This is a genomic window from Paraburkholderia fungorum, assembly GCF_046027215.1.
GTDB classification, from domain to species: Bacteria; Pseudomonadota; Gammaproteobacteria; order Burkholderiales; family Burkholderiaceae; genus Paraburkholderia; species Paraburkholderia fungorum_D.
Window position 1 is genome coordinate 2978229 of record NZ_JAQQEN010000002.1, and the last position, 21769, is coordinate 2999997.

General features: G+C 58.9%; 20 protein-coding genes and 1 pseudogene. 12 read left to right on the forward strand and 9 right to left on the reverse strand.

Features of this window, described 5'->3' with window-relative positions; genetic code table 11:
- Positions 1-72 precede the first annotated feature (72 nt).
- The 3 genes from PQR27_RS33760 to PQR27_RS33770 form a co-directional block, all read right to left on the reverse strand.
- A complete protein-coding gene (locus PQR27_RS33760) occupies positions 73-1530 on the reverse strand; it encodes an FAD-dependent monooxygenase (RefSeq protein WP_408527877.1) in 1458 nt (485 codons plus the stop codon).
- Between the two features lie 206 nt (positions 1531-1736).
- Positions 1737-2708, reverse strand: a complete 972-nt coding sequence (locus tag PQR27_RS33765; protein WP_408527878.1) for a quinone oxidoreductase family protein — start codon at positions 2706-2708, stop codon at positions 1737-1739.
- 64 nt (positions 2709-2772) lie between these two features.
- Positions 2773-4035 carry a DUF3500 domain-containing protein gene (locus PQR27_RS33770; protein ID WP_408527879.1) on the reverse strand — a complete coding sequence of 421 codons (1263 nt, stop codon included), beginning with the start codon at positions 4033-4035 and terminating at the stop codon, positions 2773-2775.
- 354 nt (positions 4036-4389) lie between these two features.
- Here PQR27_RS33770 and PQR27_RS33775 point away from each other — a divergent pair, with 354 nt between their 5' ends.
- Both PQR27_RS33775 and PQR27_RS33780 read left to right on the forward strand, forming a co-directional pair.
- Positions 4390-5658: a Rieske 2Fe-2S domain-containing protein gene (locus PQR27_RS33775; RefSeq protein ID WP_408527880.1), complete on the forward strand. Its 1269-nt coding sequence runs from the start codon at positions 4390-4392 to the stop codon at positions 5656-5658.
- A 280-nt stretch (positions 5659-5938) separates the two neighbouring features.
- Positions 5939-7171, forward strand: a complete 1233-nt coding sequence (locus tag PQR27_RS33780; protein WP_408527881.1) for an NAD(P)/FAD-dependent oxidoreductase — start codon at positions 5939-5941, stop codon at positions 7169-7171.
- An 87-nt stretch (positions 7172-7258) separates the two neighbouring features.
- On the opposite strand, the gene PQR27_RS33785 is transcribed toward PQR27_RS33780, so the two are convergent.
- From PQR27_RS33785 to PQR27_RS33795, 3 genes are all read right to left on the reverse strand, one after another.
- Complete coding sequence (locus PQR27_RS33785; RefSeq protein WP_408527882.1) at positions 7259-7525, reverse strand: hypothetical protein; 267 nt, start codon at positions 7523-7525, stop codon at positions 7259-7261.
- Positions 7526-7586: 61 nt separating this feature from the next.
- Positions 7587-7919, reverse strand: a complete 333-nt coding sequence (locus PQR27_RS33790; RefSeq protein ID WP_408527883.1) for a non-heme iron oxygenase ferredoxin subunit — start codon at positions 7917-7919, stop codon at positions 7587-7589.
- 390 nt (positions 7920-8309) lie between these two features.
- Positions 8310-8480, reverse strand: coding sequence for a hypothetical protein (locus PQR27_RS33795; RefSeq protein WP_408527884.1), 171 nt, complete (start codon positions 8478-8480; stop codon positions 8310-8312).
- A 67-nt stretch (positions 8481-8547) separates the two neighbouring features.
- Between PQR27_RS33795 and PQR27_RS33800 the strand changes: the two are divergent.
- The 4 genes and pseudogenes from PQR27_RS33800 to PQR27_RS33815 form a co-directional block, all read left to right on the forward strand.
- Positions 8548-9308, forward strand: a pseudogene (locus PQR27_RS33800) (branched-chain amino acid ABC transporter permease); the annotation flags it as partial.
- Positions 9309-9335: 27 nt separating this feature from the next.
- Positions 9336-10307, forward strand: coding sequence for a LysR family transcriptional regulator (locus tag PQR27_RS33805; protein WP_408527885.1), 972 nt, complete (start codon positions 9336-9338; stop codon positions 10305-10307).
- A 79-nt stretch (positions 10308-10386) separates the two neighbouring features.
- Positions 10387-11118 (forward strand): nitroreductase, encoded by a 732-nt coding sequence (locus PQR27_RS33810; RefSeq protein ID WP_408527886.1) that lies wholly within the window; start codon positions 10387-10389, stop codon positions 11116-11118.
- Between the two features lie 239 nt (positions 11119-11357).
- Positions 11358-11939 carry an NADPH-dependent FMN reductase gene (locus PQR27_RS33815; protein ID WP_408527887.1) on the forward strand — a complete coding sequence of 194 codons (582 nt, stop codon included), beginning with the start codon at positions 11358-11360 and terminating at the stop codon, positions 11937-11939.
- A gap of 147 nt (positions 11940-12086) precedes the next feature.
- Here PQR27_RS33815 and PQR27_RS33820 read toward each other — a convergent pair whose 3' ends face one another.
- Positions 12087-12644 carry a 4-hydroxylaminobenzoate lyase gene (locus PQR27_RS33820; RefSeq protein WP_408527888.1) on the reverse strand — a complete coding sequence of 186 codons (558 nt, stop codon included), beginning with the start codon at positions 12642-12644 and terminating at the stop codon, positions 12087-12089.
- A 542-nt stretch (positions 12645-13186) separates the two neighbouring features.
- On the opposite strand from PQR27_RS33820, the gene PQR27_RS33825 reads away from it, so the two are divergent.
- Together PQR27_RS33825 and PQR27_RS33830 are read left to right on the forward strand one after the other, a co-directional pair.
- On the forward strand, positions 13187-14320 hold the full coding sequence (locus PQR27_RS33825; RefSeq protein WP_408527889.1) for a porin: 1134 nt from the start codon (positions 13187-13189) through the stop codon (positions 14318-14320).
- Positions 14321-14458: 138 nt separating this feature from the next.
- Positions 14459-15832, forward strand: a complete 1374-nt coding sequence (locus PQR27_RS33830; protein ID WP_408527890.1) for an MFS transporter — start codon at positions 14459-14461, stop codon at positions 15830-15832.
- Positions 15833-15963: 131 nt separating this feature from the next.
- Here PQR27_RS33830 and PQR27_RS33835 read toward each other — a convergent pair whose 3' ends face one another.
- Positions 15964-16794, reverse strand: coding sequence for an enoyl-CoA hydratase/isomerase family protein (locus PQR27_RS33835; protein ID WP_408527891.1), 831 nt, complete (start codon positions 16792-16794; stop codon positions 15964-15966).
- A gap of 429 nt (positions 16795-17223) precedes the next feature.
- Positions 17224-18027, reverse strand: coding sequence for an SDR family NAD(P)-dependent oxidoreductase (locus PQR27_RS33840; RefSeq protein ID WP_408527892.1), 804 nt, complete (start codon positions 18025-18027; stop codon positions 17224-17226).
- A 392-nt stretch (positions 18028-18419) separates the two neighbouring features.
- Here PQR27_RS33840 and PQR27_RS33845 point away from each other — a divergent pair, with 392 nt between their 5' ends.
- The 4 genes from PQR27_RS33845 to kce all read left to right on the forward strand — a co-directional run bounded on the left by PQR27_RS33845 (position 18420) and on the right by kce (position 21722).
- Positions 18420-19295 (forward strand): helix-turn-helix domain-containing protein, encoded by an 876-nt coding sequence (locus PQR27_RS33845; protein ID WP_408527893.1) that lies wholly within the window; start codon positions 18420-18422, stop codon positions 19293-19295.
- Between the two features lie 163 nt (positions 19296-19458).
- Positions 19459-19830 carry a tautomerase family protein gene (locus PQR27_RS33850; protein WP_408527894.1) on the forward strand — a complete coding sequence of 124 codons (372 nt, stop codon included), beginning with the start codon at positions 19459-19461 and terminating at the stop codon, positions 19828-19830.
- 131 nt (positions 19831-19961) lie between these two features.
- A complete protein-coding gene (locus PQR27_RS33855) occupies positions 19962-20519 on the forward strand; it encodes a TetR/AcrR family transcriptional regulator (RefSeq protein WP_408527895.1) in 558 nt (185 codons plus the stop codon).
- Positions 20520-20756: 237 nt separating this feature from the next.
- The gene (kce, locus tag PQR27_RS33860) at positions 20757-21722 is read left to right on the forward strand and encodes a 3,5-dioxohexanoate:acetyl-CoA acetone transferase (protein ID WP_408527896.1); all 966 of its coding nucleotides are present in this window, start codon (positions 20757-20759) and stop codon (positions 21720-21722) included.
- The last annotated feature ends 47 nt before the right edge of the window (positions 21723-21769 follow it).

Genomic DNA, 21769 nt, shown 5'->3' on the forward strand with positions numbered 1-21769 from the left:
CCTTGCCGATCGGCCGGCGCTCCACCTCTTAGCTGCCGAGCAGGGCTTCATCGGACTTGCTAATGAAGGACATCAAACCATCCCCGCGGAATAGCCGTCTGGGCGGATCAGCACGGCCGCCGCGCCCTCGAAGAATCCCCGGGGACGCTCGGAACTGCTGACCCGGATGACCGCCTCTTCCCGCAGTGCATCGGCGAGCGGAACGGTCGCACCCGGTCCGAAAGACAGATGGACCCAGTGGCCGGAAGAAAGCAGTTCGTGCACGAAGACTTCCGACCCGTCCGCCCGACGGACTTTGCGATCGGGAGCGCGAATGCCGAAGCCCGTGGAGCAGGGTGCATCGGAGTAGGCACGCATCGCGCCCTCATCCTCGTAGCCGAGACTGAAGCCAGAAATCTGTGCGGCGATCTTCTCGTTGACCTCCGGAAAGGCCATGCAATCAGAGACCATTTTGCGCAGGCCAAGACCGCCGGGGGTGAACGCCGTCATGAGCACGTTTTGCGTCAGCGTGTTGTCATGAAGCTGCTGGCCGATCGGCCGGCGCTCCGCCTCGTAGCTGTCGAGCAGGGATTCATCGGCCTCGCCCTTGACGACTGCGGCGAGCTTCCACCCGAGATTGAACGCATCCTGCAGGCCGACATTCATGCCCTGGCCACCGGCCGGAAGGTGGACGTGCGTGGCGTCGCCGGCCAGGAATATCCGGCCGTTCCGATAGTGGTCGGCGAGCCGGGTTTCGTTGGAGAAGCGCGAAAGCCAGAGCGGGTCGTGCATATTGAAGTCAGTGCCGAGGACCTTGTTCACCATGCGGGCCAGGTCGTCCAGGGTCGGCTCCTGTCTGAGCAGGGCGAGATCGCTTTCGTCAGGCGTCGTCACAACGATGCGACGCCGGCCGTCGTCGCCGGGCGGTGCAATCATGATGCCGCCGTGCTCGTTGTACTCCGTGATCATCGGCTTGCCTTCCGGCATGTCGAGCATGACATCGCCCAAAAGCCACGTGTGGGTCGCCTCGTGGCCCGAGAACCCGATGCCCGCCTGTTGTCGCGTGAGACTGCGTGCGCCGTCGCAACCGACGAGGTAGCGTCCCTCGAGCCGGAACGGCCCCTTATCCGTTGCGCCTTCGACCGTGACGCCGGCATGATCCTGGCGGATCGTTTCGGCGCGATGCCCGCCGAGGTATACGACGCCAAGCTCTGCTGCGCGCTCCTTGACCAGCTTCTCGGTCGTCGCCTGGGGAATCCTGAGCGCATGAGGGAACCGGCTGTCGAGCGGCGAGAAGTCGAGCCGCGTGTTGAGCATCCCGTAGTGCCAGGCGGGGATCGGCTTTCCGTTCGCGAGAAATCTATCGGCCAGACCTCGCAGACCGAACATCTCGAGCGTGCGGCTGTGCATCGTCCCCGCACGCGATTGATAGATTCTTTCCTGGCGACGTTCGACTACCGCCACGTTCAGGCCGGCCAGCCGTAGTTCGCAGGACAGCCAAAGGCCGACCGGTCCGCCACCAAGGACCACGACATCGAAGGATTCCCCCATCTTAATCTCCGTATATGAATCGTTAGAATTACTCTGGTGGCTAGCGCCACGACCTATCACCCCACGCCAGGTGACGTGACCTCCTGTTCGAGGTCTTCCGCGCACCATCCGTCTTCAGTGGGTTGTCTCTGTGCGGCCTGTACAAGCGCCGAATTTCTGTATTCGTTATCAAGCCGTCCAGCCAGGGTAGTCGGCGGCACTTCGCTTCAGGGCAGCAGCACCAGGGAGCCGGTCGTCTTGCGGGACTCCAGGGTGCGATGCGCTTCAGCTGCGTCCTTGAGCGGGAAGCGGTGGTTGATGTTGACCTTCACTACGCCCGACCGCACGACGTCGAACACATCCTGGGCCATCTCCTCGACATGGGCGCGGGTCGCCATGTAGTCATTGAGGTTAGGGCGGGTCAGGGACAGGGAGCCCTTTTTGTCGAGGATGCCGATGTCGAACGGTGGCACCGCGCCGGAGGACTGGCCGTAGAGCACCATCAGGCCGCGCGGCTTGAGGCAGTCGAGCGAGTTCATAAAGGTGTTCTGACCGATCGAGTCATAGACGACCGGGACGCCGACGCCGCCCGTGATCTCCTTCACCGCTTTGACGAAGTCGTCCCTGCCGTGGATCAGCGGATAGTCGCAGCCGTGGGCCTTCACGAGCTTCGCCTTTTCCTCGGTCGACACCGTGCCGATGACAGTCGCGCCGAGATGCCTGGCCCACTGGCAGAGTACGAGGCCAACGCCGCCCGCGGCGGTATGCACGAGGATCGTGTCGCCCTTGCCAACCCGGTAGGTCTGGCGGCACAGGAACTGGGCGGTCATGCCCTTGTGCATCATCGCCGCACCGAGCTCGTCGCTGATGCCATCGGGGAGCTTGACGAGGCGACCGGCTGGCACGAGCCGGACTTCGGCATAGCTGCCTTGCGTGCCGCCATAAGCGACGCGGTCGCCCGGCTTCAGCGAAGTGACGTCAGGTCCGACTGCCTCGACCACGCCAGCACCTTCGCGCCCCGGGATCAAGGGCAGCGGCAGCTTGTAGAGGCCGGTGCGGTGGTAGATATCGATGAAGTTGACGCCGACGGCCGTTTGCCGAAGGCGCGCTTGTCCTGGTCCGGGGTTGCCGACGGAAATCTCATTCCAGACAAGCTGTTCAGGTCCGCCGATCTCGTGAATGCGGATGGCATGGGACATCAGTCGTCTCCTTCAGCTGGCCAGGAATTGCAGATCGGGTAGTGCCGACACGTCGGCCACGCAGTCACTCAGGCGATTCAGTTTCACTCCGGTCAGCGGACTCGGCCGCGCTGCGCGCGGGTGACCCGTGGGTGTGCGAGTGAGTGTGGGCCGCGTCGTCATGTGTGTGCCATTGGAGGTAATGTTGGCGCAGCAGGTCCTTGCCATAATCCTTGCCATTCGGCGTGCGCACGAGCGTGTGGATGTGATCGCGGGACGGCATGTCGTTGTCGAACACGATGCCGGGTTGGTGGTCGAACTCGACCAGGATCGCCGGACTCAGGATGCGGTAATAGAACGGGTTGGTGTCGTCGAACGGCCCGATCCAGGCGAAATGCGTATCGCCGAGATGGTGCTTGACCTCGGCCCAGCGCAGTTCGGCGTGACCAGCGCGGATGTGCCCGATATAGGTTGCCAGCAGCGCCTCCAGCCGCTCGCGGCCTTCCTGCGGCAGGTCCGCGTAATGGATGCCGCCCGGCTCGATGTGCCGGTTATCGCTGTACGCACCAGCGAACACTTCCCGTGGCAGGTCAGTGCCGATCGTCGCCTGTTGCCGTGCCTCGGCCGACAGTGCGCTCATCAGCGCATGGCCTTGCTCCTCCTCGGCGGCAAACACGCGAGTACCGCTATATTTGCCGAACCGCGCGAGCACCGGCTCCGATCCCATGAAGGTCGGCGTCATGACGAGTTGATCCCCGAGCACGAAGCAATTGACGTTAAGGTGGTGGCCATCGATCTGCCAGCCCCAAGGGTCGTTCGGCGATGGCGTCCCGAAGATGCTGACCCAGTAATACCATTCGTTGTATTCGTCGGGCTTGCCCGATATTTCGAGGGCGTGCTCGTTGAGCCGCATGACGTCGCGCGCGGTCTGATAACCCGTCCCGCTCATCGTCTCGCGCAGTAGTGCTAGCGCTGCCTCGCGCTGGCCGTGGCCGAGGTCGGCAAGGCAGATCCCACTGCGGGGTACCAGCCAGGGATGAATGTTGGACCACTGCCGCCACGCCTCGTCGTCGATTGCCAGACAGGCGGCGCGCCGCTGGTTGGCGTCGAGGCTTGCGAGAAAGGCACGCGCCGCATTAAGAAGCGGGGCGAGCGGGGCGCCTGCGGAAGCGCCTGGGAATACCTCCTGGGCGACGGAGCCGGTGCAGCTTATCCCGCGAAATGGTTCGGCCAGACCAGCCCGTGCCTGATCAAGCATCGACTGCTGGCGCGGCGTCAGCTCGAATGGTCGGGTCGCCGGCGCTGGCGGCCAGTTACGCAGTCCGAAATGTTCCGTTTCTCCTGCCATACTTCATGCCTCCCGTTCGATGCCTCGAGTTGTCTCTGCGATGATTAATGTCGACTGGCTCAGTTCAGCAAGCGTAACCAGTGTTTTTTCTTGCGCGATTTCGGGTACAAGGGCCGAGACCCGATAGCAATATAAACCTCTTTCCCGGCGGGATTACCCCCCTCAATCTGGATAGACTTTCAGGCAGTTCTAAAGAATCAGGAACTTGCCCTTTGATGCATCGCATACGAAACGGGCGTGATTATCCACCTGCGCCTGAGAGTCTATCCGGCCGCGACATGTTTATCCCGGCGACCGTCGAGCGTAACTTCATCTCCAGTTTGACAACCCCACAACAAGACTTGGAGGAACATCATGCAGTCTGCCTATGGATACCAGACCCCGCCAGCCGCTTCTGAACTCACCAGCGTCGAGCCGGGCAGCCCGATGGGCGAGTTGCTGCGGCGCTACTGGCAGCCTGTCTGCACCTCGGATGAAGTGACGGATCTGCCGCGCAAGGAAAAGCTCCTCTGCGAGGAGATCGTCCTGTTCCGCGACGGGTCAGGGCAGGTCGGCGCCTTGAAGCCGCATTGCGCGCATCGCGGCGCCTCGCTCGAATGGGGGCGGGTCGAGGAAAAGGGGTTGCGTTGCTGCCTTCACGGCTGGCTCTACGACACCCAGGGCCGCTGCGTCGAAATGCCGTGCGAGACCGATGAGTTTTGCACGCGAATGAATGTCTGGCAGCCGGCCTATCCGACCCACGAATTTGGCGGACTCATTTTCGTCTATCTGGGCCCGGCCGGCACCGAGCCGGAATTCCCGGTGTACGACATCATCGACCCGGACGTGGTGGGCGAGGTCGAACTGCGCGGCATGCGGCTGTGGGGCGACTACGGGATCGGCTACGTCAAGGACTGTAACTGGCTGCAGCATTACGAGAACATCGTCGATCCCTGGCACCTCATCATGTTGCACCAGGTGATCAGCGGCAACCAGGGGCATAACATGCTCGACGGCCTGACGCACGAAACCATGGCGCGGGACATGGCCAAGATCGACTTCGAAAAGACGCCATTGGGAGTGCGTTTCAACATGGCGCGCGAGTTGCCGAACGGCGACTACTTCATTCGCCACGCCGAATGCATCGTGCCGAACGCCTTCCTGGTCCCCGCGGTCAACGATAGCGGCGCTCGCAAATCGCGCGCTACCGAATTGTCCTGGGCGGTGCCGGTAGACAACGAGCATGTTCGCGGCCTCAGCATCGTCGCCTGGCCGTTGGAGGGGGGCGTGCCTAAGGCAGGCTGGCGCCCCGGGACCGATATCAGCGACGCGATCCGGCCGGGCGCGGCTTTGGAGCGGAGTTACGAGGAGCGCCAGCGTAAGCCCGACGACCGCGAAGCGCAGGAAGGCCAGCGCACGATTGCCGTGCATGCGCTCGAAAACCTCGGCACCTCCGACAAAGGCGTCGTCATGTTGCGACGTATGCTGCGCGAGCAGTTGAAGCGGCTGGAACAAGGGCTCGACCCGCTCAATGTCGTGCGCGACAAGGACGCCGCGCGCGGCATTCCGACCTCGACCTGGAACGCGGTCCTGACCGCTAGCGAAGCCGCGGCCCTCGGCGATAACCTGGGGCGCCTCGCCTGATTTGCCGGAGCCACGTCCTTAGCGCTCGACGCCCGGGGCGTGCATGCCGCGGTCGTCAACGGCGACGTCCGCACCGCAGGCGAAGGCCGCGGTGCGGTGATGTGCGACACCTTCCGCGTCTATACCGCGGAAGGTGATCCCGGTTGCACCCAAAATGGAGCGAAAACGAAATGCTCGAATTCACCGCGTGTGAGCGCCGTCCGAACGGCCGACTCTCCTGCCAATTGCTGACGTCGCCGGAAGTCGGCGGCCTTGTCGGGCACCTGATGGACACCCTGATATGAAGCCGAACTCGACTGTCGTCATCGTCGGCGCTGGCCAGGCCGGTTTCCAGGCGGCCAGCTCGCTGCGCCAGGCGGGGTTCGACGGCAGGATTCTGCTCGTCGGCGACGAGCCCTGCATCCCCTACGACCGCCCACCCCTGTCGAAATCCTACCTTGCAGGCGAGACTGGGCTCGACGGTCTTTGGTTGCGGCCGGAGACGTTCTACCAAAAGGAACGAATCGAACTGGAACTGGGCGAGACCGTGACGGCAATTGACCGGCAGACGCGGCATGTCGAACTCGCCTCTGGCCGCAAGATTGCCTACGACCGCCTGATATTGGCGACCGGTGCCCGCTTTCGCCCGTTGTCGGTCGCGGGTGCCGAACTTGACGGCGTTTTGCCGCTGCGCACACTCGCTGACGCCGACGCTTTGCGACCGCGGCTCGCAGAGGCGCGCGAAGCAGTCGTCATCGGCGCCGGCTTCATTGGCCTGGAATTTGCCGCCGTCGCTCGTCAAGCCGGAGTTGGCGTACACATTGTCGAAGTCACCCAGCGGCCGATGGGGCGCGTCGTTTCCGAGGAGACCTCGCGCTTCTACACCAGGGCGCACCGCGACTGGGGCTCGAAAGTTCTGCTCGGCACTGGCGTCGTCCGTATTCTCGGTAACGGGCGGGTCAGCGCGGTCGAGACTAGCGACGGCCGCAGACTGCCGGCCGACCTCGTATTGATCGGCATTGGCGTCCTGCCCAATACTGAGATCGCTGCGGCAGCGGGGCTGGCGATCGACAACGGCATCGTCGTCGACCAGAACCTGGCGACCACCGACCCAACGATCTTCGCGATCGGCGATTGCGCCAACTACCCCAGCCGCTTCGGCCGCTGCCGCCTGGAATCGGTGCAGAATGCCGTTGACCAGGGACAGGCCGTCGCCGCGGCGATTGTTGGCGAGTCGATACCCTACGACAAGGTGCCATGGTTCTGGACCGATCAGGCCGATCTGAAACTACAGATCGCCGGCATCACCGCCGGCCATGACCGTGCGGTGTTGCGCGGCGATTCTGAGAGCCGCAGCTTTTCGTCGTTCTTCTTCCGCAATGGCACCCTGATCGGCGTTGAGTCGATCAACCGGCCGACCGACCACGTGGTCGCGCGCCGGCTGCTGCTTGCCGACCCGCGCCTATCGCCGGAACAGGCCGCCGACTCCGATTTCGATCTGCGGGCGTACGCCACCAGCCTTTCGCGACGTTAAGGATGACGAACATGATAGTCGCATTGCCGTTGGATCCACGGATAGGTCGCGAGATCCGCTAATTTCGCTTTGATCGGCTCGGCTCGTTTAGCGGGCGGTCCGCGAATCCGCGATTTTATCTAGCGCCGCTTCCGCTTCCACTTCCACTTCCACTTCGCTGACGATCTGGGCGACGGACTTGACGTCATGAACGAGTTCAACCGTTGCGCCGACATAGAGCGGGCCGGCCTCCCAATCCCCTTCTATGCCGTCCCAGGGAGCCGCGACGTCATGGCGGTTGAGCGGCTTGCCATTGGGAAAACGCGAGATCGCCTCGCCGTCTCCAGTTCGTTGACCGGTGGCGGGACAGCCCACCGGTTCATATCAGTTATTTCCCACGGTCAGATCGGGCGACTATCGGGTTCATGGATCCGCCTCAGCCTTTCTCGGGCGCCAACTCCGCAGATGCTACAAAGATCCTGCCCTCCGCCACCGTGACCTCGTAGGTTTCAATGTCCCCGTTTGCCGGCGCGGACATCGCCTTGCCTGTGGTGACATCGAATCGCGCACCATGGAGCGGACATTCGACCACGCAGCCCTCGAGGAAGCCATCCGAGAGATAAGCCAAAGCGTGCGAACAGATATCACTGGTCGCATACACCTTGCCGTCCACGTTAGAGAGCAAAATCCGCGCGGCTCCCAGTGACACACATTTCATGTCGCCTGGCTTTACTTCCGCGACACTACAAACATCCTGACCTTTAGACATGCCTCGCTCCTTTGTTCCATCTGATTTCACGTGATTTTTTCAGATCTGCCGATTCGATCCACATATCTGACACTCGTTCGGCCGATATACCTGCCGCCGATTTGACAAACCGCTTATGCACGGCAAGGCATCAATGCCGGCCGTCGGACGCGGCAACAGGGCACAAGCGTTTGCCGTCTGATAGGGACAGCGTAGCTGTCCCACTTACCAAGAGTGAATCAGAGAACGCGCTCGTCGTTGCTTGAAGTGGCACCCCGTCTGCATTGACTGCAATATATGCCTCTTTCCTAACGGGATAACTCCCCTCAGTCTTGATAGACTTTCAGGCAATTCGAGAGAATCATGAACCTACCTGGAGCGCCACTAGGGCCGTTGGATTTCTCGTGATACTCACGCGAACGCGGCGGGCCGTTTGAACGGCAGGGCAAATGCCGCATCCGGCGACGTTGCGATAAAGTTTGCCATTCTGTCTCGTAGGTTGGCGGGTGGAAGCCACGGATAAAGCAAGGATTCCTGCAACGCGCTCAGCTTGAGCGCATGCGTATCGGGCACGGCGTCCATACGCTCGATATGGATGTGTAGCTATTCTCCCGAAGTGGCACTGTTTCCCGGAACCGGCGTTGGCGCAGCACTTGGGCTGATATTCGGACTCTTTGCCATTCGGCGGAAGGGAACCTATTTTGCAATGGTGACGTTGGCTTTTGCCCAGATGCTGTTCTCTTTTTGCGTCCAGGCGCCATTCACGGGGGGGAAGACGGCTTACAGGGTGTGCCGCGCGGGCACCTGTTTGGCCTGGTTCCGCTAGAGAACGATCTCACGCTGTATTTCGTCATCCTGTCGATCACGACGATGGTGTTTCTGTTTCTTGGCCGGGTCATCCATTCTCCATTTGGAAAAATTCTGACGGCGCTGAGAGAGAACGAAGCGCGGACGATTTCTCTTGATTACGATGTGGACCGTTTCAAGCTCATAGCATTCGTCCTGTCGTCGGCAATCGCAGGGCTTGCTGGTGCGATGAAGACCCTGGTGCTGGGTTTCGCAACGCTCTCGGACGTACATTGGACGCTCTCAGGCACCGTCATTCTAATGACACTGATCGGCGGCCTCGGAACGCGATGGGGCCCGATGGTAGGCGCGGTGATCGTTGTCGTGCTGGAATCCAGGTTGGCGTCGTTCGGCGGATGGCTAGCCGATGTGACACACATTGGGTGGTTTCAGGGGCTGGGGGAGTCGGTTAGCCTGCTGACCGGCGTGATGTTCGTTGCCTGTGTTTTGCTGTTCAGACGTGGCATCGTCGGGGAATGCGCGCAATGGATGCAGCGGTGCAGCCGGAAGCCGTCGCGCCCTCAAGCGCCGCCGGCGAAGCATGCGTTAGCGCGAGTAAAATGAGCCGACTGCAACGCTAACGTTAACTATATGAACCTCGGGCGGATTGACCTTAATCTTTTGCGAGTATTCGACGCAGTGTTCGAGGACCGCAATTTGATCCTTGCCGGAAAACGGCTGAATCTTAGCCAGTCCGCCATCAGTCATGCGCTGGGACGGTTGCGAGACGCACTTGAAGATGACCTGTTCGTGCGGACGTCGAAAGGGATGGAGCCGACGGCACGTGCAGTCGCGATGGCACCCCCGGTGCGCAACGCACTCCAACAGATTCAGGTGGCGCTAGGCGACGAGCCTTTCCGGCCGGAGGTTGCTGAACGCGAGTTTGTCGTTGCTGCGAACGACTACATCACCATGCTTCTTCTCGGCCGCCTCAGTCAGAGACTTGCCGCCGAAGCCCCGATGGTGAACCTTGTCATACGACCTTCCACGCGGCTGGATCTTGCCGGGCAGATCGACATCGGTCGAATTGACATTGCCGTTGGGATTTTTGCGGAGGTGCCCTCGCGTTTTCAGTCGATGATGGTGTGGCAACAGAAAGACGTGATCGTCATGCGTCAGGATCATCCCATCGGCGACCGAAGCATAACTCACGATGATCTGTTGAATTATCCATTTGTCGCCGTCTCGCTTGGTGGAACGGAAGAGGGAGCCGTTAGCGGCTTCATCGTCGAGCGCGGTTTGGCGCGACAGTCGGAAATGTTCGATCGGCAGGCGTTGGAGGATGCTTTTCCGGAGGGGTCGGCGCGACCGCGGCTACGGGTAGCGGTGGCTCATTCGCTGACAATTCCTGCATTGCTGCGTCACAGCGAAATGTTCGCCATCGTACCGTCCCCATTGGGGCGGGAGTTCGAGCGCTACGGTGAACTGAAGACGCGCGCGACGCCGTACCCGTCTACCGAGTCTTCCGTCAGAGCGGTCTGGCATGCGCGAAATGCGCACGATCCGGCATTGCAGTGGCTGCGCGCCCAGATCCTTGACGTCGGCAGACAGGTTCGAGGCTAGGCAATCCCGTTTTCTTCAAGATCATCTTGCAGTCTTTTCACTGCGTGTGGCGTTCCGGCTGTGCCATCATGGGGACACTATGCACATAGATATTCTTGAAGCCGCGGAGACCGGTTATCAAATGCATTCGGACGCTCATGTCGTTGATTCGGTTATTCGGTCTCGGAAAGCCGTTCGCGTTTTTCGTCCAGATGCAGTCTCCCAGAAAGACATCGTTGACATCCTCGATGTTGCTCGCACAGCACCGAGCAACTCGAACATGCAACCGTGGCGAGCGCACGTCTTGAGCGGGCGTAGTAAGGAATCGCTTAGTGAAGCGCTTCTGCGAGCGCATGTGGCGGATTTGCATCCACCGCTACAGCATATCCCCGACCCCATGCCGGAGGAGTATCGCCCCATGCAGGAAGATTTTGGGGCCCGATATTATGGTGCGCTTGGGGTCGACAAGGCGGACCTCGCGGGCCGCGCCCTGGCCACCGGCCGAAACTTTGGTTTTTTCGGGGCACCGGTCGGCCTGATCTTCTCGATTGACGCGAGACTGAAGAAGCATAGCTGGCTCGACTACGGACTGTTTCTGCAGACGGTCATGCTCGCTGCCCGCGCACGGGGCCTTGATACATGCCCGCAAGTTTCTTTCGCACGCTATCAGACAATCATCGCAGAGCATCTCCTGCTCGAACCGGGCTTTGACGTGGTGTGCGGTATGTCGCTGGGTTACGCAGACCCAGATTCAGTGGTCAACAGACTCGCTATTCCGCGCGAGTCTGTCGAGAGATTTACAACATTTGTCGGCTTCGACGAAGAGTCGTAGCGCCCACGGCTGTTTTTCCGAATACCTAACTAGTCGCTCTCCATTTTTAGCGTGCATGTACGTCGCAGTTTGCCGACGTACATTCGCGTTGCCACAGAACCCGTGTGACATAAACACGGGACAGGCGCCCCTACGTGCTTAAGCGACGATATCGTGGCTCATCCGAACAGTCGGTGCGGATGAACTGGCGATTATTCATTCAGTTTTCCTCAACCTTTTGACTCGACTACTTTCAGACTATGACCGTAAAAATCCTTGCCTTTTGTGGAAGCGCGCGCCGTGCATCTCTTAATGGAAAACTGTTGGAAATCGCCGCAGCTGGGGCGAGAAAGGAAGGTGCGGAGATAACATTCATTGCACTTGCGGATTATCCCCTACCGATTTACGACGCGGATGTCGAAAGTACTAACGGTGTCCCTGAGCAAGCTCGCGCACTCCAGAAACTGTTCGCCAGCCATGACGCACTATTAGTCGCTTCGCCAGAGCATAACGGTGGCTACACCGCTCTGCTTAAGAACACAATTGACTGGGTAAGCAGGCCAACCGCAACGGGAAGCCCCGGCCTGACACTCTTCTCGGGTAAGGTAGCTGCAGTTATTTCGGCGTCACCGGGGCCGATGGGCGGTATTCGAGCAATGCTTGGAATGCGTGGGGTTCTTGAGAAGTTGGGAGCGATCGTAATCCCTCAGGGGTTCTCGCTGGGTTCTGCCCACCAGGCATTTGCCGAGAGTGGCGGCCTCGCCGACGAGAAAGCGGACGCCGAAGTGCGACGGGTTGGTCTTGGCCTCGTCGGCGTGACGAAGCAACTGATCACAAGCTGACCGTCAGTTGGGGCCCGGGCGCAACGTTGTGCGCCCGGTGCATGCAGTTCATCACATCATGAATCAGTAGACCGACAATTTAAACCCGCGGGCAAAGCAAATCCCACACTCCTAAGCGGGGCCATTGCGTGGCATCGCGCGTGTGAATCAGTTGGCGTCAGGCGCCTTAACGTTATACGCGATGCGCCCTGCAGGCAGAAAAAACAAGGCGATAATTGCACCGCCCTTTGTTTCCGGATAGTGATGACTGCCCGGCGCCGGCGCAGTCCAACCGCCATAACACCAGCCGTTCGGGCCGGCGAGGGCCGCGCCTTCGTTTAGCGACACCACCATGTTGAATTCACCATACGGATGAGAGTGGTAATCGCCTCGGAAGCTTCCCTCCGGGTTGTTCTGGTTATTGCCAGTGCTATCCATATAGACAGCCGTAATGCTGAATCCAAAAGTCTCTTCAGAGGGATCGACAAGACGTGCGCGCCGATACTTGCGTCCGGATATCTCGACGTTGGCGGCCCAGCCTTCCTCCACTACGCCGATCGTGATCAGGCGTTTCAGATCTTTGTAGAGCTCGCTTGACGTGCTGTATTTGTCGTTGAGCCACCGTTCGACATCGTTACCGGTAGTCAGGTCCTTGACCTCTTCGAGAAAGGGCAGGCATTTCGCTATCAGTTCGGCTTTACTGCTCGGAATAGTAGATTGTGACAAATTGGTCCTCACTCGTCTTAAGGGCCACCAATGCGGCCCGGATTGTCAACGCTGCATCGTAGATGATCGATTGTGGCCGTAGACCCATGGCAAAACGGCACTCCTCACTGCGGTCACGATGCCACATCGCCGCTCGAGGATGAAGGGGAGAGTTTTCAATATCACATTGAATAGTGTGCAAGTACCGCACCTCGAATAGAAGCCCATCGAGACGCCATGGATGATGCGATGAGTGACTTCGTTCAATAGGCCTATGAACACAATTCATTTCGATATCTGCGGCGTCCGGGGGTTCTCTCTTAAGGCCGTTAGCGAATGAAAATTACCATCAATCGCGCTACGGAAAGGAAAGCACGTGCGTTTGTGTGCCGACGGTAGAATTTAAATTCTTCAGGAACGCAGGAGAGGCAGCTCGGATTCCTGTCGCTCCGCGTTTCACCGTGTTGTTGGTTTTGTTTTGCAACAATAAGCTCAGAGCCAATGATTTGCAGCACATAAAGTACTTTGGATAACGAAGTGACTAGACAATCATTGGGGGAGATATGAGGCTTGGAGCAATTGCGGCGCTTGGTCTGGGAATGTTGAGTGCATCGGCTTTCGCACAAAGCAGCGTCACGCTGTATGGTTTGATCGATACCGGCATCGAGTATGTGTCTCATGCAAATTCCGCTGGCGATCGCGTCGTTCGGATGCCGGCCATCAGCGGGGAATTGCCGTCTCGGTGGGGAATTCGCGGGACCGAGGATCTCGGGGGCGGGTGGAAGGCAATTTTTACGCTTGAGAATGGCTTCAATACGAGAGCGGGAGATATTGGGCAAGGCGGGCGGCTTTTTGGACGCCAGGCTTGGGTCGGTCTTAACGGACCGTGGGGGGCGCTAACCTTCGGACGCCAGTACAACATGGTTTTTTGGGCTTTGTCTGACGCAGACATGCTTGGCCCAGATGTCCACGGGATTGGCGCCCTGGACAACTATCTACCCAATGCGCGTAGCGATAACAGTGTCGTCTACAAGGGAACCTTTAAAGGGGTGACAGTCGGGGCCTTGTATTCGTTCGGGCGCGACTCTGCTGGCACCGGCAATTCACCCGGGCAGGGTACATGCGCTGGTCAGGTCCCGGGCCAATTCAACCAATGCCGGGAGTGGAGTGCAATGCTCAAATATGACGCTGCAAGCTTTGGTGTTGCAACAGCGTACGACGAGCAGCGAGGCGGTACAAACGCCGCAGCGAATTTCTTTGACGGCCTCGGGACTTTTCCCATCGCTTCAGGCGCGGACAAGGACACGCGTATTGAAGCGAACGGCTACGTGTGGCTTGCCGGGTTGAAGCTCGGAGCGGGATGGCTGGGGAGACTCGTCGAGACAAACTCGGTGGCGGCGCCAGACGTGCGGTCGAATCTTTACTACATAGGTGCGCAATATTTCGTTACACCGAGCTTTGTTATCGATGGCGAAGGGTTTCGAATTGTGGTGCGGGAGCAGGACGCGCGGGCGACGATGACAACGGTGCGCGCCACTTACTTCTTGTCGAAAGCGACAGCGGTTTATGTCAACGGCACGTATTTGTGGAACAGCGATAAAGCACGCTTTTCTGCAAGCGCTGGGGGCGGGGGTACAACGCCGGCGGCGGGTATCGGCCAGTTCGCCGCAATGGTAGGGATTCGGCATTCGTTCTAGTTGGGCACATGGACGCGGCGCGTGTTTCTGGAGTGGGGCGCCGCGCATCGCGCTCCTTGATCCGCAAAGGTAATGATTAACCCAGGCAGGTGGATAGTGTTCTGACGAACACTCCACGTGCTTCATCACGGAGCTTGCATGAGCACAAAGGATATCGGCGAGCAGGATGTACTCAACGTCGAACAGTTTATCGACGAACGTAGATTCTCACCCTATCAGTGGCTGATTCTGTTTTTCTGCTTTCTGATCGTGGCGCTGGATGGATTTGATACTAGCGCCATCGGGTTCGTTGCGCCGGCAATCGCGAAAGAGTGGGGAATAACAAAAATCGAGCTGGGACCCGTACTGAGTGCAGCGCTCGTAGGTCTCGCGATTGGTGCGCTGCTTGCTGGACCGCTCGCCGACAGGGTCGGGCGCCGCAAAGTTCTGGTCGGATCGGTCTGCTTTTTTGGCGCATGGACGATCGCGTGTGTATTTGCCTCGGGTGTTTGGCAATTGTCGGCGTTCCGATTTCTTACCGGAATTGGGCTTGGCGCGGCACTCCCCAACTCGACAACTTTGTTGTCGGAATACGTGCCTGCCAGATGCCGATCTTTGCTGCTGAACATCATGTTCTGCGGGTTCACCTTGGGTGCATCGGCAGGTGGCGTGGTGTCGGCCGCATTAATACCGGACTTCGGCTGGCGCTCGATCTTCCTCGCGGGCGGCATTGCGCCTGTGCTGCTTGCGTGTGCTCTTGTTGCGCTGCCAGAGTCGGTGCGATTCATGGTGATCAAGGGCTGGCCCGATGAACAGATTCGCCGGGTGCTGCGAAGAATTGCAAATGGGGAGCCGGTGACTGCTTCAAGCTTCGCTGTGTTCGACCGGGTGGGCGAAAAGGAAAGCGCGCCGCTTGCTCTCATCCTTTCCGCTCGTTATAGGTTCGGCACACTGATGCTGTGGCTAGCTTACTTTATGGGCTTGCTCGTCTATTACATGCTGACGAGTTGGATGCCGACGATGATCCATGATGCTGGGTTCACACTGCGTCAAGCATCGCTGGTGTCGGCACTGTTTCCGGCGGGAGGCGTGATCGGCGCACTGGGTTGTGGCTGGTTGATGGACCGCTTTGATCCGTGGCGGGTGGTCGCCCTCGCGTTTCTTTTGCTGGGTGGCGCTGTTTGCGCGATGGGGCAAGGTGCTACTGATGTTCAGTCGCTCGGAATCGCGACTTTTGCCGCGGGTGTCTGCATGACGGGTGCGCAAATGTCGATGCTAGCTCTTGCGGCACTGTTCTATCCCACGCACGGGCGTGCATCAGGCGTTGCGTGGATGTTGGGCGTCGGTCGCCTGGGCGGAATTCTCGGCGCACTCGGTGGCGGAGCTCTTTCGGCTGCCGGCTATAGCATGATCGCCATTTTGACGTCGATGGCCGCGCCCGCGTTTATCGCAGCCATGGCATTGCTTGTCGCGACATCGGTTAGTAGGAGGCAGCGAAGCTTGCGGGCGACAATTGTCGATCCGCGTGCGTGAGATTCGACGATAGAAGCAGCTATGTAAATTGAGCCCGGATTTTCTTGTTAGGTCCGAAGCGCAGTCACGGCGTTACCCACAGCGGAGTCCGGCGGCTTGCTAATTACGGCAGCCGGACTCTCCATACCCGGTTACTCCTGGTTCAAGCGTGCGACGTGATGACCCAGGCGATATTCGACGTCCCCCGCCTGTTGGAGGCCGGCATCCAGCATCTTCGTTACCAGCCTCTGCGTGTTCGGCCAGCCCGTCGTGCCGACGAAGGCCTGGTTGGATGACCAACGGTCTGCGTCCGACGGAACGCCGGCGCGCGCATTAACCAGTTTCTTGGCGAGCTCGAGTGCGCGCTTATCGAAGCTCGCGACGCGGCGAGCGTAGTTGTCGACGAATGTGTCGAGCTCTGCGTCAGGAATCGAACGGTTGACCCAACCGTATTTTTCAGCCGTATCTGCGTCGAAATCGTCGGCGCCCATGATGATTTCCAGCGCGCGCGAGCGGCCTGCAAGCGCCGCCAGCCATTCAGTCGCACCGCCGCCCGGAACAACGGCGACACCGACTTCCACCTGCGCGAACACGGCCTTCTCGCGGCTCGCAAAGCGCATGTCGCAAGCCAGTGCGAGTTCACTACCGTGACCGCGCGCACGACCACGGACCATCGCGATGCTGACGACGGGCGATTGCGCCAGCCGGGTAACGAAGTTCGGCCAGGCGCTAAATTCCGCAGCGCCGTTGACTTCCGGAATAACCTCGCCGCGCACGAGGTCGTAATGGGCAACGAAATAGTCCGGGTTCGCGCTTTCGAAGACGATGACCTTCAGTTCCTGGTCGGCCTCGATGCGGTCCATCAGAACACGCAGTTCAGCGAACATTTCCGGGTCGTAGAGGTTGATTGGGGGATTCTCAATCACGACACGCCAGTACGACGGCGAGATTTCCTTGGTGGTAAGACGTTTGTGAATAGTCATTTCGAATGTCCTTGATAAGCATGGCGAGGAACGAGCGTTGTCGTCCGTCGCAACCAGGTTGGTAAGTGGTCTCATAATGAGACTGAAATGATAGTAATACATTGAGTTGCATTATGCAACTTTATTGATGGCGTGATGTGAAGGTTCGATGGCGGATGGCCGAAATGCGGTTGCTTAGGAGGGACGTGCCAGCCACGTCGTTTGGGGACGCTTACCAGCATCTACGACGCAGAGACGAAGCGTTCAGCGATCGCGTTGCAGCGTTGCTGGGGCGTTGGACGAGACGGGGACTGCTGGACGGCGATGACGTCGAGAGACGTCTTCGAAGATTGTGGACTTATGAGGAAAGCAGGCGAGCATTACGGACCGCGTGAATCGCATTAATGATCACGCAGGGGCCCTTGATGGGCTCCCCGCGATGCCGCGTGCTTAAGCGATGTTATAGCGCGAAGCCGGCTTGCCTGTTTGCGTAGCTGCAAACAGTTTGCTGCGAGCGGCGTCGTATTCTTCCCAGAGTGTCGAGTCTTCCACGGAGGGCAGCGTAATCAGTTCGCCCTGCGCGAGGCCAGCCAATGCAGCGTCGACGAGATTGTCGGCGTTCATCACGCTGTCTTTCTGGAGGTTTGCGACGGGGATGCCGGCGATATCCCACAGTTCCGTTTCCGTCGATGCAGGCATAACGAGTTGCACCTTCACGTTCGTACCAACGACTTCCTGCTGGAGGCCGCGGGTGAAGTTCATCACGTAGCCCTTCGTGCCGCTATACACCGCGCTGACAGGAATCGTATGGAATGAGAGGACGGAGCCGATGTTGACGAGCACGCCATTGTCTCGCTGCCTGAACAACGGGAGAACTGCGTAGCTCAGACGGACAAGCGCGTCTACATTGAGCCCGTTCATGGTTTCGTGCTTGCTGATATCGGCGTCATTGAAGCCAGATAGCGTGGCAGCACCCGCGTTGTTGACGAGCATCGTGACCGTTGGGTCGGCCGTAATCGCGGCCACGACTGCGTCGACACCCGATTTTTTCGTCAGGTCTTCGGCAAGGAACTTCACCGTCACACCATATTTCGCAGACAGACTTTTGGTCAGCTCTTGCAGGCGATCGGTACGTCTGGCGACCAGCAGCAGATCGTATCCCTGCTTCGCAAGTCGGTCCGCATAGACCATGCCGATGCCGGCAGACGCACCGGTAACTACCGCGGTACCTTTGTTTGCTGCGTTATAGCTCATAGCATTTCACCAGGTTTGTTGATGGGCAAGGATGTGCGCCGCCACGAACGACGAACCCTGCATTGTCAAGAGAAGTTCGCCATACTGAATTCACCGATTTGGTGGCCCGATGTTGCAGACATAGCGATCGTAGTGCTCGTGCTTTTAATTATGATGAACATCCTGATTAAAGTCAACGCGTGCGTCGCGCCGCGTAAAAATGGACATGAACGGTTACATGGCGCAACCGGGCTCCAGTCACGAAGGCAAGGTCTGGCGAATGTGGTCGGAATCTTCATCAGCGTTTTCCGCACTTGCGACTCAGGGGCATGCACGCGAATACTGACGTGACTGGTTGCAGTGGCAGACCGATAGCGAGCCTGATGAGCCAGCTTTGACACGTGGGTGACGAAATGAATCTAGTTGCAGGCTGTAGTGAATCGATAAGGTCCGTGGTCGGTGCGGACCTCACGTCGTCGACGATTGCCGATACCAGCTGTTCCCGTATCGAGTTGCTCAAACGGAGTTGCACGGGGCGAATCGACTGGCACTTCAAGCAACCAAGCTTTTCTCTCGTGTGGTACCGCCGCGGAATACTGCGATTCAAGGGCACCTTCGATGATGACGCCGTCACATCGGGCATTTCCAAGACGTCAAACTTGATAGTTGTTCCTCCCAACGTGGAGGTGCGCGCGTCGTTAGACACGACGGACGCATGCGATTACGCCATCGTCTTTCTCGATGGTCCATTCGCGGAAAGGCATCTTGGGGCACGCGTATGTCGGCCGGCCGTTGTTGCGGGACACGGCGAACTCATGCGCGGTCTGGAAATACTGTGTCGTGAAGCGGCGTCTCCCGACCCCGTTTTCGATCTGATGTTTGAAGGATGGGCATTGCTGGCGCTCGCGTACATCGTCAGGGCGTCGAGTACATCGCAGATGCGCGCGCTAAGACGCGGAGGGCTCTCAAGTCGTTCCCTGCGGCTCGTCGAGGAATATATCCGTGAGCATCTTGGCGATCCGATAAGTATCGCGTCGCTGGCGGAGGCAACCGGGCTGAGTTCACGTCATTTCCTTCGTGCATTCCAGGAGAGTATGGGCAGTTCTCCGCACCAGTATCTTCTTAAGCAACGAGTGAGCGAGGCAAAGCGCCGCCTGGAAGAGACTGGTGAGAGCGTGACCGAAATCGGTCTGGCCTGCGGGTTCAGTCACGCGCAACATTTCTCGGCCAGCTTCCGCAAGATTGCGGGCGTGTCGCCGTCTGACTTCCGGCGCTCGTCGGCGACGTGACGACACCAGAGGCGTCGGCTTGAAACCAGATGCGATCAGAGGCTATGTGGCACACACAGGTCTGCGTCGCTATTTGATAAGTCCCGGCAATTTGTTGGAAGCCCCATGCGTCTTTGCCATCTAGACTCCGAATGTGCATCGGCACTTAACCCGGAGCTGTGATATGCCATCTTTTATCTGTGAATGCCGCGCTGGACTAGATCTGACAAAAAAGAGCGAACTTGCTACGGCGCTCACCGAAGTCATTCATGAGACGATTCTTTCTCCTTTGGAGAACATCGCCGTCATCTTCCACGATCTGCCGCCTGAGAGCAGCTTCCGAGCCGGAAAAGCGACCAGTGAGACGCTTATTCTTGGCAACATCCGTAAAGGCAGGCGCGACGAGACCGTGCACAAGCTCGGCCTGCGTATCAGTTCTACGTGGAGCCGGATAACGGGGCAGTCGGAAGACGAAATTGAAATCGCCATCCAACTCTTCGACGCGAAATACACCTTCCGCCACGGCGACCGTCTCCCTGAGGCGCCAGTCGCCTGATTCGACGTTCTTCTCCTGGCGCCTCCGCTGGGACCAGGTAACGCCCGCACCGGCGCCCTGCCGTACGCCGCCCCTTGATCTAATTATGATCATCGTCAGATATAATGTCACCTTGACAGACGGGGGCGGTGATGAAGATTAGTCGTGAACAGGTTGTTGAGAATCGAGGAAAGATTCTTGCGGTCGCGTCGCAGCTCTTTCGGGAGCGAGGATTTGAGGACGTGACCGTCGCCGAGATTATGTCGGCAGCCGGTCTGACACATGGTGCTTTTTATAGCTATTTCTCGTCAAAGGAAGAGCTGATCACGCACGCTTGCGAACACGTGCTGTTTGGCGAAGGTGGTTCACAAGTTGTCTGGGAAGACCTCGCAGATTTCGCGAAATACTATCTGTCCGATACGCACAGGAATGACCGCGGCGGTGGTTGCCTGTTTGCCGCATTGGGTCCCGAGGCCTCACGATCGTCCGAGGGGACGCGTGACGTCATTACACAAAGTGTGCGTGACCAGGTCGCGAAATTCAGCGAGACTGCCTCTGGCCGCAATGCTTCCGAGCGCCGTAGAACAGCTGTAGGAAGTTGGGCCGCCATGATTGGGGCCGTCATGCTCGCCCGAGCGGTGAACGATGACGCGTTGGCCAAGGAGCTTACCTCCCTTACGCTCAGCTGGCTTAAGCAGAAGAAGGCGTGACGAACCTATCTTCGAAGAAACGTTGCCTCGAACGTTCTATGCGTTCCTCGCACTGATTGACGCAACTCGCACGGCACTTTTTCGTAAAACACACGCTTTTTCGAACGCTGTGCCGGGATCTGGACGGTATCGTTCCATCAAGCTCACTGCCGGTGTGCTGTCTCGCACCGAGCATGTGAAAGATGTTGAGGCTGTGCGAGCGTAGCCAGATCAGTTGCAAGACGAGGAGATAACGTTGTGAAGGACCGTAAAGTCATTATCACCTGCGCGATTACCGGCTCGATTCATACGCCCAGTATGTCGCCCTATCTTCCGGTTTCTGCCGAAGAAATTGCGGAATCGGCAATCGAAGCCGCCGAAGCCGGCGCAGCCATCGTGCATCTCCATGCGCGAGATGCAGAAGGTCGACCTGACCAATCGCCTGCGCTGTTCAAGCCTTTTCTGGACGTCATTCACAGTAGGTCCAACGCAGTCATCAACCTGACGACGGGTGGCGGCCCGACGATGTCGATCGAGGAGCGTATTCAGCCGGCGGCCGTTTTTGCACCCGAAGTGGCGTCGCTAAACATGGGCTCAATGAACTTCGGCACCTATCCGATGCTCGAGCGCTTCAAGGAATTCAAGCAAGACTGGGAAAAGCCTTATCTCGAAGGCTCCCGCGAACGTGTGTTCAGAAACACGTTCGCCGACATCGAGTACATCCTTCGCACGTGCGCGAATAACGGCACGCGATTCGAAGTGGAGTGCTATGACATCGGCCACCTTTACACGCTAGCGCATTTCGTGGACCGTGGCCTCATCAAGGCGCCTTTCCTCATCCAGTCAGTGTTCGGCATCCTTGGTGGCATCGGCGCAAACCCTGATGATGTCGTGTATATGCGTCGAACCGCCGACCGACTTTTTGGCGGAGACGGGTACGTCTGGTCGGTACTGGGCGCCGGTCGCAATCAAATGCCGATTGCAAACATGGCGATAGCAATGGGTGGACACGTACGTGTCGGTCTCGAAGACTCACTGTGGGCGGGCAAGGGGCAATTGGCGCATTCAAACGCTCAGCAGGTGAGAATCGCGCGCGGTCTGATTGAGGACCACGGATATGAGGTGGCGACGCCGGACGAAGCCAGGCGGATTCTCGCACTCAAGGGTATGGATAACGTGCGGATAGGCGGCAACGCACAGGTAACGGCTATCGCCGGCCGGTGAAAGGCAGAAGCGCGCATGAACTGGTTGCGTTATGATACCGTTTGACT